This is a genomic window from Citrobacter sp. Res13-Sevr-PEB04-36, assembly GCF_015672735.1.
Taxonomy (GTDB): Bacteria; Pseudomonadota; Gammaproteobacteria; order Enterobacterales; family Enterobacteriaceae; genus Citrobacter.
On sequence record NZ_JADABY010000076.1, the window covers coordinates 1 to 18429 of the forward strand.

11 protein-coding genes and 1 pseudogene are annotated in these 18429 nt (G+C 50.2%); 2 read left to right on the forward strand and 10 right to left on the reverse strand.

Going from position 1 to position 18429, the window contains the following annotated elements:
- On the reverse strand, positions 1–472 hold a 472-nt coding region (locus IMQ48_RS21380), incomplete at its 3' end, for an AAA family ATPase (protein ID WP_196210567.1).
- Positions 473–477: 5 nt separating this feature from the next.
- On the reverse strand, positions 478–708 hold the full coding sequence (locus tag IMQ48_RS21385) for an AlpA family transcriptional regulator (protein ID WP_023308174.1): 231 nt from the start codon (positions 706–708) through the stop codon (positions 478–480).
- Positions 709–785: 77 nt separating this feature from the next.
- Here IMQ48_RS21385 and IMQ48_RS21390 point away from each other — a divergent pair, with 77 nt between their 5' ends.
- A complete protein-coding gene (locus tag IMQ48_RS21390; protein WP_370551874.1) occupies positions 786–1757 on the forward strand; it encodes a LuxR family transcriptional regulator in 972 nt (323 codons plus the stop codon).
- Between the two features lie 577 nt (positions 1758–2334).
- Here the strand turns inward: IMQ48_RS21390 and IMQ48_RS21395 are convergent.
- The 4 genes from IMQ48_RS21395 to guaB all read right to left on the reverse strand — a co-directional run bounded on the left by IMQ48_RS21395 (position 2335) and on the right by guaB (position 7694).
- Complete coding sequence (locus IMQ48_RS21395) at positions 2335–2964, reverse strand: hypothetical protein (RefSeq protein ID WP_096889733.1); 630 nt, start codon at positions 2962–2964, stop codon at positions 2335–2337.
- Positions 2965–3087: 123 nt separating this feature from the next.
- A complete protein-coding gene (locus tag IMQ48_RS21400) occupies positions 3088–4278 on the reverse strand; it encodes a site-specific integrase (protein ID WP_096889731.1) in 1191 nt (396 codons plus the stop codon).
- 307 nt (positions 4279–4585) lie between these two features.
- Complete coding sequence (guaA, locus tag IMQ48_RS21405) at positions 4586–6163, reverse strand: glutamine-hydrolyzing GMP synthase (RefSeq protein ID WP_196210569.1); 1578 nt, start codon at positions 6161–6163, stop codon at positions 4586–4588.
- Positions 6164–6227: 64 nt separating this feature from the next.
- Positions 6228–7694: an IMP dehydrogenase gene (gene guaB, locus IMQ48_RS21410; protein WP_196210570.1), complete on the reverse strand. Its 1467-nt coding sequence runs from the start codon at positions 7692–7694 to the stop codon at positions 6228–6230.
- Positions 7695–7854: 160 nt separating this feature from the next.
- On the opposite strand from guaB, the gene xseA reads away from it, so the two are divergent.
- On the forward strand, positions 7855–9225 hold the full coding sequence (gene xseA, locus IMQ48_RS21415) for an exodeoxyribonuclease VII large subunit (RefSeq protein WP_196210571.1): 1371 nt from the start codon (positions 7855–7857) through the stop codon (positions 9223–9225).
- A gap of 112 nt (positions 9226–9337) precedes the next feature.
- Here the strand turns inward: xseA and IMQ48_RS21420 are convergent, their stop codons facing one another.
- From IMQ48_RS21420 to IMQ48_RS23245, 4 genes and pseudogenes are all read right to left on the reverse strand, one after another.
- The gene (locus IMQ48_RS21420) at positions 9338–14959 is read right to left on the reverse strand and encodes an adhesion domain-containing protein (protein ID WP_370551873.1); all 5622 of its coding nucleotides are present in this window, start codon (positions 14957–14959) and stop codon (positions 9338–9340) included.
- A gap of 143 nt (positions 14960–15102) precedes the next feature.
- Entirely contained in the window at positions 15103–16071 is a 969-nt protein-coding gene (locus IMQ48_RS21425; protein WP_196210573.1) for a SinI family autotransporter-associated protein, read from the reverse strand.
- Between the two features lie 57 nt (positions 16072–16128).
- Positions 16129–18321: an intimin-like inverse autotransporter SinH gene (gene sinH / locus IMQ48_RS21430; protein ID WP_196210574.1), complete on the reverse strand. Its 2193-nt coding sequence runs from the start codon at positions 18319–18321 to the stop codon at positions 16129–16131.
- Positions 18311–18358 (reverse strand): annotated as a pseudogene (locus IMQ48_RS23245) (hypothetical protein); the annotation flags it as partial. The gene sinH and the pseudogene IMQ48_RS23245, both read right to left, overlap by 11 nt.
- Positions 18359–18429: the final 71 nt, after the last annotated feature.

The following is an 18429-nucleotide window of genomic DNA, read 5'->3' on the forward strand; positions in this document are numbered from 1 at the left end:
TTCCAATGACTTTGGACATTGCTGCGCTATTATTCTCATCCTCCTGGTGGAAACGGCGAAGAGTATCCAAAATTATTAAACGTCTACCTTTTGAAACTTCATTGATCAAGTTGCTCCAATCCGGCAAGAAAATATTTGGACACTTCCCTACTAAAGGTTCGACCAATAGCTTATCAGCTACAATCTGCTGCTGACGTGCTGTTAGATATTTCCCCAAAGAATATAAACGATGGTGAACGATGGTTTCAGAGTCCTCCACAGGTAAATATGCCACCAACCCAGTCGGATATTCACCAAAGTTTAAAAGATCTACACCACAAGTAATCTGCACAGCCAATTGTAATGCCAGCATTGACTTTCCAACGCCTCCCGGAGAAACCATCGCTCCGATAGTACCAATAGCCAAATTAGGCAAGACGTAATCAATTGGTTGTGGCTTAGCTTCAAATGCTTCCATTATGTTCAATGACATTGCTGTTACCTACCTAAAACAACACCGGGTCTGGCCGCTTTAAACATTGCTGATTTACGATCCGCAATCCACTGCTCTACTTCGGATAACTGCCATGCAACATTTCGGCTAGTAAGTGCTATACGGCGAGGAAACTCGCCTCGCTGTTCAAGGTTATAAATAGTGCGGGCTGATAATGGGATCATTTCCAGAAGTGTTTTTCTGTTAATGAGCGTGCTATGTGCTTTTGTTTGCATCTGCCTTCCTCCTGTTTCCAATCAGGCCTATACAATGCCAAGCATTACCACTTGCTAAAACCTATTCATTGGCTAAAATGGTTGACATGAAAATTACTATCTGGAAAGGCTGTGACCTCACAGTTGCAGCTGCAATTAAATTATTTGAAGAGCGTAGTTCTCCGTACTCCATATTTTCACGGAGGTATCCAATACTGCGTCTCATACAGGAAGTTATTGATCCAGCAGTAGCTGCTTATGTAAATTCCCTGTCACCAAGTCATAAAGACTACATTTCTGGAGTAAATCTAGGATTTAGCGAAATACTTAAAAAAGTGGGCTTAAACGTCGTAGTACAGGCACAAAGACTTCTTTTGCGTAATTTCGTTCTGACTTTAGATCAACAAACTTCTCTTGATAAATGCTTTACCGCTACGATTGAGTCTCTTATTGAATTAGTCAGTGAGTGCGCATCCAAGCGGCCGAAGAAATCCTCTCCTGCAAAAGGAGTAACTATAAATTCACAGCGCAAGCTCGGTTATTGCGAGTTCTGCGGTAATCTAACCGAATTTTCCAAGTTGATCAGTGAGATATCAGAATTTGTTGCTAACGATAATGAGTTCCCCGTTCATGAAAAACAGGTCCTTAGTCATCGATATTGTTCTGACCATAGGCCCAAACTCATCAATGGTCTATGGAATCCCAAATACAGACAAGGAAAGCGGTCTCTCGAACAGTTCAATAAAGAATTAATAAGGCTTAGACGGCAATGCGCTAAACCGCATAAAGCTAACGCAAACACAGGGGATATATTGATTGATACATATTTTCATGAGTGGATACAGGGTCAAACTTTAACCCCAGCAGATCTAGATAAACTTAGGAATATCGCCAGACGAATGGTTGACTCCAAACTCACTGATACTAAGAAAAAAATAATCATATTAAAACACCAAGGTTTTAACCAGTTTGAAACCGCACAGGTTTTAGAAAAAAATCACTACACAACTATGACAAAGCAGGCTGTGTCCAAGGCCTTAGCGTCGGTGAGGAAAGAATTTTATATTTAAAATAGTATATCCACGAACTATTATGGTGGCAGTTTAAGTCTTAATATCATCCACTTTATTAAATTATAACCAGCCACTTACAAGGGTTTTTCGCGATTACCCTGCTTCAAATTGATGATTTTGAAAATACAGTATTATAGTTTATTGTTTGTAGCGCAGCTGTAAGCGTTATGCAAAACGGATCACAGTGATACTACCTCACCAGTAAATCACTGAAGCCGATCTGTAATGACATAGAACGAATTGGTTTTATGGTTATGCAATGGCTCATCCCCTTACTTGTCCCTGACCATAAAAAGCATTCGCTTTCCTGAAAGCAAGTCTAAGCCAAGGGGCGTTTACAGTTGTCTTATCTTGGCTCATTAGATACTGGCTTAATTATTAGAATCATGTCGGTGGCATTTAAGTCAAAACATGCCCAAAATTTTAGCAGCTAAAATTCGTTTTCTCATGTAGGGTCAAGAAACTTATGACTTAACCTATTGATTATGTGAATTACCTTGTGAGTATTACTCGTAGGATGGAATCTTCCAAAACTCTGACAATTCACTCTAAATGTATGACAAAAAAGGATAGTTTAGACTATAGTTTGTCCAGCGTTAAATTTCTCCAGATAGACTTCCATTTCGCGAGTCCACCTTGGAGTAGGTACCGAGGTGGCCATTAGCCACGGAAACCACCATACAAGCATAAAGGCCATCATAAGCGGTGCGATCATTTCGGCCGAAGCATGAGAAACTATATAGACTATGAATACTATCAGTAGAACTGCGTTTGCAATCTGACCTGCCAGAAAAAGACGCCAGCGATAACAATGCCATTTCCTGTTGAACACAATCCGTCCATCCCGTTCTTCGAGCCAGTTACGCCACGGCTTGAGATAACCAGCCCGCAACCCATAACGATCACACATTATTACAGCCAAATCCTGCAGCCGATAGTTATACAAGCCTGTGAGCCGATGAAGGCTGCGCTGACGAAGCTCACGCTTTGCCAGACGGACCGCATTTTTATTCAAATATGGCTGTGTCAGCATTTGCTCTAGCCGGCGCTTCCTAAGATTGAATAGTCCACGAAATACACTTCCAGATTCAGCATTAATTACTCTGTGACGAACTACACCGAGTGCAATATAGACACACAGCAATAGCCAGCCGGTCTTAGGGTATTGATTCATCCATTGTATAATTACAGACAACTCAGGCACTCTTATTTTTCCTTTTTATGCAATCCAGATAAAACCAGTAAAGATTCAGTAAATTTTAGCGGCTAAAATTGCTCTCCTAGCGTAGATAAAAGAAGCATATCCACTTAACTTACTGATTGTTAACTACTTACTAGTCCATTCATCAATCATATTCGCCCAATCTTGTAGCATCTCAGCCCTCTGCTCACGATATTCAGCCTTGTTATAAACAGCTCGTACCCCTTTTTGTTCATGGGCAAGGCTCTTCTCAATCCAGTCAGTATTGTACCCGGCCTCATGTAGCAAGGTGCTGGCTGTACGCCGTAAGTCGTGGGGACCAAACTTAGGCAACAACTCCCCTTCTTTCTGAGCCAGGCGATACGTCAGTGTCAAAACCCGGTTTAAAGTAGCGCTACTCATTGGTGCATCGGAATCGTACCGCGAAGGAAGGATAAAATCAGAGCTACCGGCAAAGGTTTTGAGAGCAATCATAATATCCATTGCCTGTCTGGAAAGAAAAACCAAATGTGGATTACGTCGTTTCATCCTCTCCTTTGGTATCGTCCATAATGCCTCACTAAAATTGATCTCGTTCCAGGTTGCGTTAGTAAGCTCACTTTTACGTACCATCGTTAACAGCAATAGTTTAACCGCTGCTCTGATTGATGGCGTCGTTCCTACCCGTTCCATATACCGATACATCAGACCAATTTCAATTGGCGTCAATGCTCTGTCTCGAGGCTCAAATTTCGCTATGCTTGCAGGCCGTACCAGATCAGCTGGATTCTCCACCTTCTGACCGCGCTCAATAGCCCAGCGATAGACTTGCAATACAATCTCTCTGGCGTGTACAGCTGTCGCCGGTGCCCCTCTCTCGACAATGTTATCGGTTAATGCGCGTAAGTCTTCATGTGTAATCTCATTAAGTTTCTGCTGGGCAAATTTTGACTTCAACTCCCTTTGATATACCGAACGCCGCATATCACGCGTCGATTCAGCCATTTGATAACCGCGTAACCATTTCTCAGCCCACGCACCAAAAGTCTCCGCATCTTTGATACGCGCTTTATCTCTGGCTTTTTCCCTCGCAGGCGATCTTCCACTGGCAACCATTTTTTTAGCTTCATTGAGCCGTTCACGCGCTTCTGCAAGCGTGATCCCTCCAACACCATAGCGGCCAAAAGTAACGGTCTCCTGTCTTCCGTTTATTGAATAGTTATAACGAAATGAAATAGTTCCAGCCGGAGTGACCGCAACATACAGACCATCACGGTCATTAACTTTATAGAGTTTTTCCTTCGGCTTAAGGTGACGCAGCCTGGTGTCAGTCAACATGGTTTATTGTTTTCCTTTATCAAAAAATACCATGTTGTAAAAAATTCAGAAAAGTTGTTTAACTCTCTGTTTTTAATTGAGTTATAAAAAACAAATACCATAACTCAACCGAAATTTATCACATGGTACTTTTTCAAACCTGAATTCGAAATCAGAGAGTACCATCAAAAATTCCATTGAAAAAACCGTGCTTCCCGTTGCTAACAGCTGCCAGAAAGTGCCAGACATAAAAACAAAAAAGCCCGCAGTTACGCGGGCTTAGAGGTACTTTACTGCTTTTACGTGCAGGCTGTTGCCAGACGCGAAATCATTCCCACTCAATGGTAGCAGGCGGTTTACCGCTGATGTCATACACCACACGAGAAATACCGTTTACTTCGTTGATGATGCGGTTGGACACGCGCCCCAGGAAGTCATACGGCAGGTGTGCCCAGTGGGCGGTCATGAAGTCGATGGTTTCAACAGCACGCAGGGAAACCACCCAGTCGTACTTACGGCCATCGCCCATTACACCAACAGAACGGACCGGCAGGAATACAGTAAACGCCTGGCTGACTTTGTTATACAGGTCAGCTTTGTGCAGCTCTTCAATGAAGATAGCGTCCGCACGACGCAGCAGGTCGCAGTACTCTTTCTTCACTTCGCCCAGCACGCGTACGCCTAAACCTGGACCCGGGAACGGGTGACGGTACAGCATGTCATAAGGCAGACCCAGTTCCAGACCAATTTTACGCACTTCGTCTTTGAACAGCTCACGCAACGGTTCAACGAGGCCCATCTTCATCTCTTTCGGCAGACCGCCTACGTTGTGGTGAGATTTGATGACGTGTGCTTTCCCGGTTGCAGAAGCGGCAGATTCAATCACGTCAGGGTAGATGGTGCCCTGTGCCAGCCATTTAACATCTTGCAGTTTCAGCGCTTCTTCGTCGAACACTTCAACAAACACACGACCAATAATTTTGCGTTTCGCTTCCGGGTCGTTCTCGCCTTTCAGCGCGTCGAGGAAACGCTGCTCGCCTTTAACGTGAACGATGTTCAGACCGAAGTGGTCTCCGAACATGTCCATGACCTGCTCGGCTTCGTTCAAACGCAGCAGACCGTTATCAACGAATACACAGGTCAGGTTTTTACCAATTGCACGGTGCAGCAGCATGGCGGTTACGGAGGAGTCAACACCACCGGACAGGCCAAGGATCACTTTGTCGTCGCCAACCTGTTGACGGATACGCTCCACGGCGTCGTCAATGATTTTTGCCGGCGTCCACAGGGCCTCACACTGGCAGATGTCACGTACAAAACGCTCCAACATACGCAGCCCCTGACGGGTGTGAGTCACTTCCGGGTGGAACTGCACACCGTAGAAGCGTTTTTCTTCATGCGCCATAATGGCAAACGGGCAGCTTTCGGTGCTGGCAACAGTAACGAAGCCTTCCGGGATGGCGGTGACTTTATCGCCGTGGCTCATCCACACGTCCAGCAGCGGTTTGCCGTCTGCGGTCAGTGAATCTTCGATGCCACGGATCAGTGCGCTGTCGGTCTGAACTTCAACCTGTGCGTAGCCGAATTCACGCTCGTGAGACCCTTCAACATGGCCACCGAGCTGCATCGCCATGGTCTGCATTCCGTAGCAAACGCCGAATACAGGCACGCCTGCATTGAAGACGTACTCTGGTGCGCGCGGGCTGTTCGCTTCGGTGGTACTTTCCGGGCCACCGGAAAGAATAATACCGCTTGGGTTGAATTCGCGAATTTGTGCTTCCGTAACATCCCATGCCCACAGCTCACAATAGACGCCCAGTTCACGAACGCGACGTGCCACAAGTTGAGTGTACTGAGATCCGAAATCGAGGATGAGAATGCGATGTTTATGAATATTGTCTGTCATTGACGCTAATTCCGAGGCAAGTGAAACAAATTCGCCCGGCATAGAAGCCGGGCGCGGAAACTGATCAGGAGCCCATACGGTAGTTAGGGGACTCTTTGGTGATGGTCACATCATGAACGTGACTTTCCTGAATACCCGCACCGCTGATGCGTACAAACTCTGCTTGAGTGCGCAGCGCGTCGATAGTACCACAGCCGGTCAGACCCATACAGGACCGCAGACCGCCCATCTGCTGATGGATAATCTCTTTCAAGCGGCCTTTATAGGCAACGCGACCTTCGATACCTTCCGGAACAAGTTTGTCAGCGGCGTTATCGCTCTGGAAATAACGGTCAGAAGAACCTTTGGACATTGCTCCCAGAGAGCCCATGCCACGGTAGGATTTGTAAGAACGGCCCTGGTAGAGTTCAATTTCACCTGGGGATTCTTCGGTACCGGCCAGCATGGAGCCCACCATTACTGCCGCCGCACCGGCTGCGATTGCTTTCGCAATGTCACCGGAGAAACGGATACCGCCATCAGCGATAACCGGAATACCGGTACCTTCCAGCGCTTCAACCGCGTCAGAAACCGCAGTAATCTGCGGAACACCCACGCCGGTGACGATACGAGTCGTACAGATAGAACCTGGGCCGATACCTACTTTCACCGCGCTGCAACCGGCTTCAGCCAGCGCACGAGCGCCAGCGCCCGTTGCGACGTTACCGCCAATAATTTGCAGGTCCGGATATTTAGCACGGGTTTCACGGATACGCTGAAGTACGCCCTCAGAGTGGCCGTGAGAGGAGTCAATCAGCAGCACGTCAACACCTGCGGCGACCAGCGCATCAACGCGATCTTCGTTACCCGCACCCGCGCCGACTGCCGCACCAACACGCAGACGGCCATGCTCGTCTTTACAGGCGTTAGGTTTACGTTCAGCTTTCTGGAAGTCTTTTACGGTGATCATGCCGCGCAGATGGAAGCTGTCGTCAACAACCAACGCTTTCTCCACGCGTTTTTCGTGCATTTTTGCCAGCACGACATCACGGGCTTCGCCTTCGCGAACGGTAACCAGACGCTCTTTCGGCGTCATGTACACGCTAACCGGCTGGCTGAGGTCAGTCACAAAACGCACGTCACGACCAGTAATGATACCCACCAGCTCGTTATCATCCGTCACAACCGGATAGCCTGCAAAACCGTTACGCTCAGTCAGTTCTTTTACTTCACGCAGCGTGGTGGTTGGCAGTACGGTCTGTGGGTCAGTCACCACGCCAGATTCGTGTTTCTTCACGCGACGGACTTCTTCAGCCTGGCGCTCGATAGACATGTTTTTGTGGATAAAACCAATGCCGCCTTCCTGGGCCAGGGCAATCGCCAGGCGCGCTTCCGTCACGGTGTCCATGGCTGCGGAGAGCATAGGAATGTTCAGGCGAATGGTTTTCGTCAACTGCGTGCTGAGGTCAGCAGTATTCGGCAGAACGGTAGAATGAGCGGGAACGAGGAGGACGTCGTCAAACGTCAGGGCTTCTTTTGCGATACGTAGCATGGGCAATATCTCACCTGGGAGGTTATTAAATATTGCCGCGGCATTATACAGAGCGTAACCGATTGCATCCACACTTTTTTGCAAAAAAACCTTGCGATCCCCGGTGAGCGGGTTACTATCGATTGAATAACCTGCTGATTTAGAATTTGATCCCGCTCACATGTTATCCTCTCAAACCTCATCAATCTTTACCGTAAGTCGCCTTAACCAGACGGTGCGTCTGCTGCTCGAGCAAGAGATGGGGCAGGTGTGGATCAGCGGCGAAATTTCTAACTTTACTCAGCCCTCTTCCGGTCACTGGTACTTCACCTTAAAAGACGATACCGCCCAGGTACGCTGCGCGATGTTTCGCAATAGCAACCGCCGCGTCACGTTCCGTCCGCAGCACGGACAGCAGGTACTGGTACGTGCCAATATAACGCTGTACGAACCGCGCGGTGATTATCAAATCATCGTCGAGAGCATGCAGCCAGCGGGTGAAGGTTTATTACAACAGAAGTATGAACAGCTAAAAGCCAAATTGCAGGCAGAAGGGTTGTTTGATCAGCAGTTTAAACAATCACTCCCAACACCTGCTCATTGTGTCGGAGTGATCACCTCGAAAAGCGGGGCGGCGCTGCACGATATTCTCCAGGTTCTGAAACGTCGCGACCCTTCCCTGCCGGTGGTTATCTACCCCACAGCTGTGCAGGGCGACGATGCGCCGGGGCAAATTGTCCGCGCGATTGAACTGGCAAACCGGCGTAACGAGTGCGATGTGTTAATCGTCGGGCGCGGCGGCGGTTCGCTGGAAGATTTGTGGAGTTTTAACGATGAGCGCGTAGCACGGGCCATTTTCGCCAGCCGCATTCCTGTGGTAAGCGCAGTCGGCCATGAAACCGATGTAACCATCGCCGATTTTGTCGGTGACCTGCGCGCACCCACGCCGTCTGCAGCAGCAGAGATTGTCAGTCGTAATCAACAGGAATTGCTGCGCCAGATTCAGTCCGTCCAGCAACGTCTGGGTATGGCGATGGACTACTACCTTGCCAACCGCAGCCGTCGCTTTACGCAGACCTTCCACCGCCTGCAGCAGCAGCATCCACAGCTCCGCCTGGCTCGTCAGCAAACTACGCTGGAACGTTTGCATCAGCGGATGAACTTTGCGCTGGAAAATCAGATCAAGCAGGCCAATCAGCGCCAGCAGCGCATGCTGCAGCGTCTGAATCAGCAAAACCCGCAGCCGCGTATTTATCGTGCGCAAACTCGCATCCAGCAACTGGAATTTCGGCTGTCCGAAAACATTCGCGCACGCCTTAGCGAGCAACGCGAACGTTTTGGCAACGCAGTGACACACCTCGAGGCGGTGAGTCCACTAGCGACACTGGCTCGCGGCTATAGTGTTTCTACCAACACCGGCGGTGGCGTGGTGAAAAAGATCAAGCAGGTGAAAGCTGGCGATGTCATCACCACGCGCCTGGAAGACGGCTGGGTGGAGAGCGAAGTTATAACAATCACCTCACTGAAGAAAACTCGCCAACGTAAAACCTGACGCACAATGTCGGAATTCGGTGCCTGATGTCGGCTTCGCCTCCATCCGACTTACGCCCGTGTCTGTTTCCAAACGCGCATCACCTTATGGCAATGTGCGTTCCTCATAATCATCACTGCGCCAGACAGATGCCAAAGCCGAAACTGGCAGGGTTATCTGGTTTCGTACTTCGCACTCCGGTGGTTTCGTTAAACGAGTAGTAACCGGTGCCATCCTCCGCGAGAGTCTGCGACAGATAGTCATTTGATGATGAAGACGACGTCGGCCAGTGCAGTTTCCCAATAACACCCTGTAGCGCTTTCAGATCATCCAGCGTGGCAACGTTCTCCATGCCACAAAGATAATTCAACGCGGACTCGTTATGGCCAGAATCCTTATAACGCACTTTAGTCCAGTACTCATTGTCAGTGTACAAATATGAGGGCCCCACTACCGCTAATTCGGTTCTCAACGCCGGACGGTGGAATGTCTTGCCGTTTAGCACCACTGTATCCGGCAGATGGCCCCAGTATGTGGCATTAGGCGAATCCGGGCTGGTCTCGATGGTAAATATGGCATCCTGACTCGCCGTCATCGTGGGTTGATCCACAAGTGCGGCAGTAATGGCCGTTTTCCAGCCAAGCGACTTATCCTGGTTTAAAGTAAACTGTAGCGTCCCGTCATCTCCGGTCATAGCTAACCATTTACCCGAACTACTGTTAAAAGCCGTAGCGGTGCCTGCCGGCGATACCGGCGTCAGCGTCATGTACGTCGAGGAGGAGGTGCTAGACTCTGCCGGGCCAATCACCCATGGGAAGGCCGGAACGTTTGTGCCATATATCTTCCCGCGTGAGTAGGATTTCTCGCGCGTAATTTGCACAACCACCCCCTTCTGCGGCTGCCCGGCAGCGTTGATGACCGTCACGGCCATCGGCATTGACTCGCCTTTCTTCACATCGGCGGCGGATTTATCCGCATTCCATGCGGTCGAGGAGAGCGTCATCGATAACTGACGCGGCGCAGTCAGGCATATTTGAAAATAGTTTTCGTTCCCACCGTTATAACCACTGTCGCCGGACTTCATATCGACATACTGATAATTAACACTCTGATTAACCAATAGCGAATCACCTGACCACCATCGTGGCTTTGAAGAGCCAGTGACGGTCAATGGCATACCTAAGTCCATTTCCAGCTTGCCATTGGGATGATCGGCATACAATGAGGCAAGATCTGCCAGCAGTGGCATTTGATTCAAACCACAGGCTCCAATTCCTTGTGACTTGACCAGGCTTACTTTTAGCGAGAGCCACGACTCATTGTTTGCAATGATATAGGACGTATCGGAACTGGCCCCCTCTTCATTGCGCAGTTGAGGGCGTTTGAACTCCGCACCGTTGCTGGCACTGAAGGTTTCTGGCATATGGCCCCACATGTTGGCCAGTACGTTGTTCGGGCTGGTGATAGTAGTGAAAATCACTGGCAACGACGACGCCACCGTCGATCCCTGATACAGGCTGGCGGTGATAACGTTTTTCACACCAGGTGCATCAGATGAAGTCACACCCATAACGAATGTACCGTTGCTGCCGGTTACACCGTAGTAGGGATAACTGGAACCTTTGGTGGTGTTCCAGGTCCAGTCAACACCTCGACCATCTGACAACAGGTTTAACACCGAAGACGACTCTGGCTTATAACTGGTATTGCGCGCCGTTCCCGCATCACGCGTTAGCATAAAGGGCGCGTTGCCCACCGGATTACCCTGCACGTCAGTGGTGGTGATCACAGTTGGAATCATCTCGCTGCTGGTCACTTTAATCGCCTTAACGTCGGCGTCCTGCGCCAGAGAAGAAGAAAGCACTATCTGCGTCGCCAACGAGGAATTGGCGCTACAAATCTGATACTGCGTATCGTTAATACTGGAGTTGCTTATCAGACGGCGAGAGTCATCGTTAAGATCGACGATATAATATTGCGTTGGTTTACCGGTCGCGATCGGATTCCCGGTCGTACCCATACCCCCTGACCAGTAAGAACGGATAACCGGCCAGCCCTGCACACTTTTTATGCTGCCGTTCGGGTAGGCATTGTACAGCGCGTCCAGCGCCGTCAGCGTAGGATGATAGCCGCTGGCGCAGTTATCCGGGTTGGTCTTAGTCGTTCCCGGCCCGTAAAACGCTGCCCAGTATTCATGGTCCTCGAGATAGTGGACCATGTTAGTTCGACTTTGTAATTCATTTTCCAGCAGGGGGCGATGATACACCGCGCCGTCCTGGCCCGTCAGCGTATCCGGCATATGGCCCCACATCACCGCCACAGAGACGTCGGGGCTTGTGACCACGGTGAAGACGGTGTCAATACTGGCGCTGACGCTGGCGTTGTCGTACAGCGTGGCGATAACGGCGGTTTTGGTGCCGTTCGTGTCCGGCCGCGTGACGCTGATGGTTTTAGTGCCATCCGCACCGGTGACGGCCCCCATTTTAGTGGTGGTCCAGGCTATCGATTCGCCGTCGATCACCACTGGCGTGACGAGATGCTCCAGGTCGTTACCTTCCGAAGCCGTATGCTTTTCATTCTGCCGGGTATAACCGTCGCCGCGAGTGAACACAAACGGCGCTTCCGGCACCGGATTGCCGCTGGCGTCTTTGACCGTCACTTTAAGCTGCAACGTGTCGCCTTTTTTCACCTTCACCGCATGCTCACCGTTGCCGTCATACCATAGCGATGAATCTACCGGTTCAATGGTGATCGAGGCCGCCACCGGGTTATCGGTGGTCAGGCAACTGGTGTAAATAGTGGAGGTGCCGCCCGCAAATTCACTGCCGGTAGAAAGTGCAATCAGTTTCCACGTGCTGGCGGTCTGGTAGGTGGAAGACCAGTAGTTAATCAGCGTCGGCCAGCCATGGATGCTTTTAATAGCGCCGCCGCTGTTGTCGTTGTATAACGCTTCGAGTTGATCGATATGTGGCAGGCGGTTCACCGCGCAGCCGCCCGCATCCGTATTGCCTGCGGCATCAGCATGTGAAACGCGCGCCCAGGTTTCGTTGGCCTCCAACTGGGTTTTGGGGCTGGTGTTGGCAGAAACTTCTGACGCCAGCTTAGGCCGCTCAAAAGTCAGGTCGCCCACGGTGATGGTGTCTGCCATATGGCCCCACATATTGGCATTTGCCGTATCCGGGCTGGTGGCGACGGTAAACTTCACGCTGCGGGAAAGAGGGAGGTTAAGTAATGACTCCGCCGGCTCCACGGTTAACGGCGTCAGTATCCCCACGCCCTTCGGTTGCGTGAGAACAATTCTCGCGTCGCCGTGAGTATCGGTTATCCCGTGATACACCGCCGTCTGTGCGGCGCTATAGGCAACACCATCAAAAAACAACTGGCCGTTTGTGGGGTCGGTAAACCCGGTGGTCAGGCCATCACGCTGTTTACCGGGAGCCAGGGTAACGGTAAAGTCAGCATTGGGTATTGACTGCTGATTAAGGGCGTTTCTTGAGTGGACGTTCAGAATAATCTGCTCGCCCGCTTTGGCAACCGCAAGGCCATTCTGCGTAGGATCGTCATTGAAGTACGCATCAAGCCGCGCCACCATTTCGTTGGCGGAACAGGTCAGGTAGTTTGCGCTGCCGGTGCCGGGGTTCCCGTTCTCAAGATTCACGTTCGCCGGTGGCAGAACAGCACCTGAATCGGCATCAATATAGGCGTGAAGCCCGGTCGGCCAGCCGTGTTCGGTCAGCATTTCATTGTTGGGATGCTCGCCATACAGATGCGTGAGCGAGCCTGAATCCGGCACCTGGCCCGTACCGCACTGACCGGTCGCCGCCGTCACCGTGTCAAACGTGGCCCACTCTTCGTTATTTTCGCTTTGCCCGCCGCTGGCGCTGCTTGCCTCTGCCTTCAGCGGCGGGCGTTTATACAGGTTGCCCGCATCCACCACGCCGCGCATATGGCCCCACATATTGGCCACGGCCACGTCCGGGCTGGTGATAACGGTGAAAATCACGCTAAAGGGCAGCTCGACGCTTCCCCGTTCATCGTCAGGCATCACGATGCGAATCGGCGTCTGTACGCCCAAACCGTGATTGTGCTGTAGCGTTAAATGTGCCTGACCGTTGGCGTCGGTCACACCGGTATAGTGCTCCGGCGACGAGGCGCGTATATCTTCGGAGGAAATAGTGACCCGCAGGTTATCCCACTCATCCTTATGCACTCCCTGGCGGTTACTCGCCGGATCAACGAACAGTTCCATATAGCGGTAAGGCAGAGGTTTTTTGGTGTCTCTGTCCACCACACTCATCACCAGATCAATGGAATCACCGACCTCTGCTTCGTAAGGCCCTTCCGGGGAGAGCGTGATTTGCGGATGCGCCGCTGGCAGGGCTTTATCCACACAGCTAACCAGGAAAGAGGAACCGCTGCTTTCCCGCACCACCGAACCGCTGATCATCTGGACGGTATAATGGTACGAATCCAACTGATCTTTGGTGGATGACCAGTATTCAGCATTACCCGTTAGCGGCCAGCCGGTGTAGGTATCCAGAGTGTCATGGGCGTTTCTCATCGCTACCAGCTGTTCGGCGGCTGGCAGAATGTCGCAGTGGTTATCCGCCTTGCTCCAGTTAAACTGCGCCCAGGTTTCGTTAATACCATTAACGGTATCTCTGGTTCCGCCGATTTCTGCCGCCAGCTTCGGTCGGGTGAAAGTGTAAGTGATGCCGTTCAGATCCGCCGTGGTGCTGTCAATCATATGGCCGTACATATTGGCCAGATCGGTGTCAGGGCTGGTCAGGGTGGTGAAAATGACGTTAGCCTCGGCATGAAGCGTCGGGTAATTGACGGCGCTAACAATAAGGCGCGTTTTCACGCCGGGGCCTTTAGCCTGCGTCACCACCACCGTCGCCTTGCCGGTGTCGTCAGTGGTGCCGTGATATTCCGTGGCCGTGGTGGTCAGTTCGGTGTCGCCAACGTGTACCGGCTCGCTGTTGTTGACTTCACCCTGGCGATTTTTGGCATCGTCACGACGGATAACAAAAGATCCATTGGCGAAGATTTTGCCATCACAGCCGGTAGTGGTCACGGTCAGGGTAATGCTCTCCCCCACCTTCACCTTTGACGCTTTAAACGCCTCGTCAATATGATCGGCACTCACCGAAACCGGATTGTCTTCGGCGGCCTGGATATTAATGGTCACTTTCGGGTTAAGCAGTGGAATCGCAGAGCTATTGGGTTCACCCGTGAGGGTAGACAGAAACAGCGCGGGAACGGCGACTGAATCGTCCTCTTGTGGCCAGACAACCAGTTGCCGCCCGGACAGATTCTGGGCACAGAACGTCTGGTTAATCGCTGGCTGCGGGGAGAGCGGCGTATCAGGTGTTGCGGCGTCTGCCCATAACAGACCCACCGTCGGCGGCTGGTTGCCTTCCCAACTCACTATTGGTGTCGGCGACTGGGCAAATAGATCGCCTTCAGTATCGGATGGATTCACCACCTGCATCTGACTTGGCAAGGCGCTCGCACTAAAATCACGCGGCATAGCCGTGTAATTCACTGAATGAACCTCACCAGGCGGCAAGAGATGGCTGCCCTGATAAATCGGGATGGTGGCACCGTCGGCCTGCGGAATAGTGCCATTGATAGGATCCGTTGATGTATTCAGCTCTTGCCAGGTACCGCCTTTCAATAGCGCCTGCGCGGGTGGGCTCGCCGCAACCAACGCGACCAGCAATACCTGAAAGAAGCTAAAAACTTTATTCACTTGCCGATTCCCGTCCATGAGCAATAGCCACCTACCTGTTTGCCATATTCATTGTTCCAACACACTTTGCTTAACCCAAAACTAAGCAAAATACACTGCCAGTTCTGCCATTCCCTATTGGGAATGGCAGCAGTTGCATAGCCTTATTTAAGACGATAATCGATAGACAGACCGAAGCCCTGTACGCCGTCAGTACCAATAGTTACACCACCAGATGCGCCTTCAAATTCTGTCTTCGCTTCGGCGTTAGTAATTGGTATAACGAGATCTCTGTTGTTCCAGCTCTCGTTGACAATACCAGCTGCGCCCGTACCAGCAATTTTACTGGTACCCGTAAATTTCCAGCGGTAATCGTACTTGTCAGTAACCTCTTCACCCGCATCGTATCTATCTGCTGTACCACCCGCTTTATCTTTCCAAAGCAGAACTTTATAGGTGGCATTAGTTTTGAGATTCGTCGTCGTACCCAACAGGTTAGTGTTTGAGGTTGACTCGTAAATCACCACATGGACATTTTCATCGACTACCGGACCTTCCGGCACATCATCGCTATCCGAACCACCACCCGTATTGGTCGAAAGATCATTCAACAGCAGTTCCGTTGCAATATTCGGATCACCGGTAGTGGTGGTTGGTGTAATTTTAATACCGATATAACGGCCAGCATCAGAAGCCTGAACTTCATAGGTATCGCTGCCTGCAGTACCAATCTCCTGCCCATCGCTACCACTCTGATCGCTGTAGCTCATCCACTGAACCGTACCTTTGGTCGCGGTATTATTGGTGTCCAGATCCCCCTGTTCATCACCAATAGCCCAGTTAACCGTGACTTTATCACCCACATGAAACTGTTTATCACCATCACTAGTTACGGTGCGGGAACCGCGATCGATCGTCACCGAAACATGCGCTTTGTCAGTTTCGGCGATCTCGGTAGCTGAACGGGTGATCCACGGCACAGTCCCCTGAATAGTACCCGTGGTTTTCGTGACAATTTGCCATTGGCCACTCTTGAGATTGCCATCGGCCGCCATGGCCGGGATGGAACAATATCCTGCGACCACAAGTGCAAGAGCGACCTTGGTCAACCGTTGTCGTAATAATGCCTGCATTAAGACTCTCCTTTTCTTTGTGTATCAGCGATTGGCCGCCCAGCCACTACGCTGTCGCTATTTCTGGCTATACGAAACCTGTATGCCATATCCCTGAACCCCATCCTCGACATTCGCGCCAAACTTCTGCGCGGCATCTTTATTGGTTACAGGAAGAACGAGATCATCATTGATGGTATTTGGCTGGGCGCCGGTATGCCCGTTGGTGCTCTGCCCAGTGAACTCCCACTGGTAGTCGTACTGCTCCATTTCTTCTTTCGTCAACTGCTCTGAGACCTGGAATACGCTATCGCTGTTGGCATCACGCCAAAGTACGAAGCGGTAGGTATTGTTAAGCGTGGGGTGTTCTTCTTCTTTGCCAATCAGGTTTACCGGATGTGCGGCTTTTACCTGGTAGATGATGCCGTTGACATCACCGGAGTCGCTTTTCAGGAAGGTAACGTCAACATAGTTACTGTCGCCATAAACATCGGCTTTCGCTTTCCAGCGGTAGGTCCCTGGCAACGTGCTTGACAGCGTCACCGTGCCTGCCGTTTTGTCACGATTGGCGATAAAAACACAGGGACTCTCTACAGTACAAGCCGTGGTCGACAGCGCGACTTTTTTATCATTACTGTCGTACAACCCGGGCGTCATGACGTCATCGACCAGTTCGTTGCCGTTACGATCGGTAGTATCACCATTAGAGTCGGTTAACAGTACGTCCAACACCACACCATCAGCACCATCAGCCTGTGCGCTGGCATCATGGCTGTGATCGGTACGATCGGTATCGGCAATGTTATCGACTATCAGCTCAATTTTACGGTCCTGCTGTACAGTGATTTCCGCAATCCCCGAGTTCTGCTTATTACCTTTCTCATCTTCCAGCGTGATACGGACTTTCCAGGTATTCAACGCCGTACGTTCTTCTTCCGTGCTGGCATTGATCCACGCAGGCAGTACCAGGTTCCAGCGGTTATTGTTACCTTCTGTAAGCATGTTCGCTTTTACTACCGGCATCACCAGTGTGCGGTTAGCATTGTTCTTTGCCTGCCATGATGCGGTAATAATTTTGTAGCGATGATTAATGAGAGCGTTGATCGTCCACTTGCATTTTTCCAGGCCAATGCCAGCTTCCGGTTTGTCCTGAATGACGCATTCAGGGTTTTCATTGGTTTCATCAGCTTTCAGCCACAATGTGACATCCAGCGGATCCTTTTCGCGGTACTCAAGAATGATAAAGTTATTACGATCGACAAAGTCGGTACGGCTACCGGTTAACGAATGCTGAGTCTTCACATTTTCGGGATCAAGCTGTGCAGTCAGTGGAGTGCCAAACTGGTAGGTCATTGAAGCCGTGACGCTTAAATCCGTATTGTCTCCCGTACCGGCTTTGTAATCCGTCCCTACTGTAAATAAAGGAATCGGTGTATAACTCATCCCAACAGTCACGGCATGAGGATTTTTTTGCAGATTATCCGTACCGAACAGCGCAACTTCATCACCATAATACTGTTCATAAATCAGCTTTCCACCAAGCTGTGGATAAAATGGTAGCCACACTTCCGTTCGAATATCCCAGCCGCGCGCCGGGCGTTCCTCATAGAATTCAAAATCTTTAGAGTCTTTCCAATCTGACAGAGGATGGTAATAGTTACCGGAGAAATGCAAAAAATCGGTCCATGCCTCGCTGCCTAAACCTATACGGCGATGTCCACGCGTAAAGTCGTAGTCATAAAACACGTTACTCCCCAGCAGCCAATCTCCGACATTTTGACGCACGCCGAAGCCCATATTGCCAATGGTACGATCCTCTTTGCGCTGAGCTGAAAACTGACTAAAAAACAATGTGCTTTGGTTATCGTACCAGGGAACAAAATAATCCAGCGAACTGCCTTCCAGATCACCATCTTCACCTATTGCCAGGCTGGTACGCACTTTACCATAGGGCGACATTAATGCTTCAATTCCGGATTGTGCTGATGAAGTTATTTGGCTCTGAAGATAGCTACGAGCCTGAGATTCCATTGCTTCTGGCGTTAGATTATCAAACCCTTGCGTGGCAGAATTCGTAATATAATCTGCACCTTTTTCTTTAAAAGATTGCCCTTTATTTTCTTGTTCTTCTCTTTCTACCGCGCCACTGGACAGATCGGGTAATGTGGATTCATTAATATTATTTACAGAGACAGGGACGCTAATATTGGTCTCGGCGCTTACTACACCAGATACCAACAATAAAATAAATAAGCGCACGCCTGAAACCATAGATTATCCCTGTGTTAGAACTATCCTCCGCACACAAAAATATTATATCTATGATTTAGACCAAACTATAATTTAGTGGCCTAAATATATTCCTAAAAAGCTGACATT

Bases quoted from the DNA above. Each gene is read 5' to 3' on its own strand.
- IMQ48_RS21385 (WP_023308174.1), bottom strand. From the start codon at position 708: ATGCAAACAAAAGCACATAGCACGCTCATTAACAGAAAAACACTTCTG.
- IMQ48_RS21390 (WP_370551874.1), top strand. From the start codon at position 786: ATGGTTGACATGAAAATTACTATCTGGAAAGGCTGTGACCTCACAGTT.
- IMQ48_RS21400 (WP_096889731.1), bottom strand. From the start codon at position 4,278: ATGTTGACTGACACCAGGCTGCGTCACCTTAAGCCGAAGGAAAAACTC.
- guaA (WP_196210569.1), bottom strand. From the start codon at position 6,163: ATGACAGACAATATTCATAAACATCGCATTCTCATCCTCGATTTCGGA.
- guaB (WP_196210570.1), bottom strand. From the start codon at position 7,694: ATGCTACGTATCGCAAAAGAAGCCCTGACGTTTGACGACGTCCTCCTC.
- xseA (WP_196210571.1), top strand. From the start codon at position 7,855: ATGTTATCCTCTCAAACCTCATCAATCTTTACCGTAAGTCGCCTTAAC.
- IMQ48_RS21425 (WP_196210573.1), bottom strand. From the start codon at position 16,071: ATGCAGGCATTATTACGACAACGGTTGACCAAGGTCGCTCTTGCACTT.
- sinH (WP_196210574.1), bottom strand. From the start codon at position 18,321: ATGGTTTCAGGCGTGCGCTTATTTATTTTATTGTTGGTATCTGGTGTA.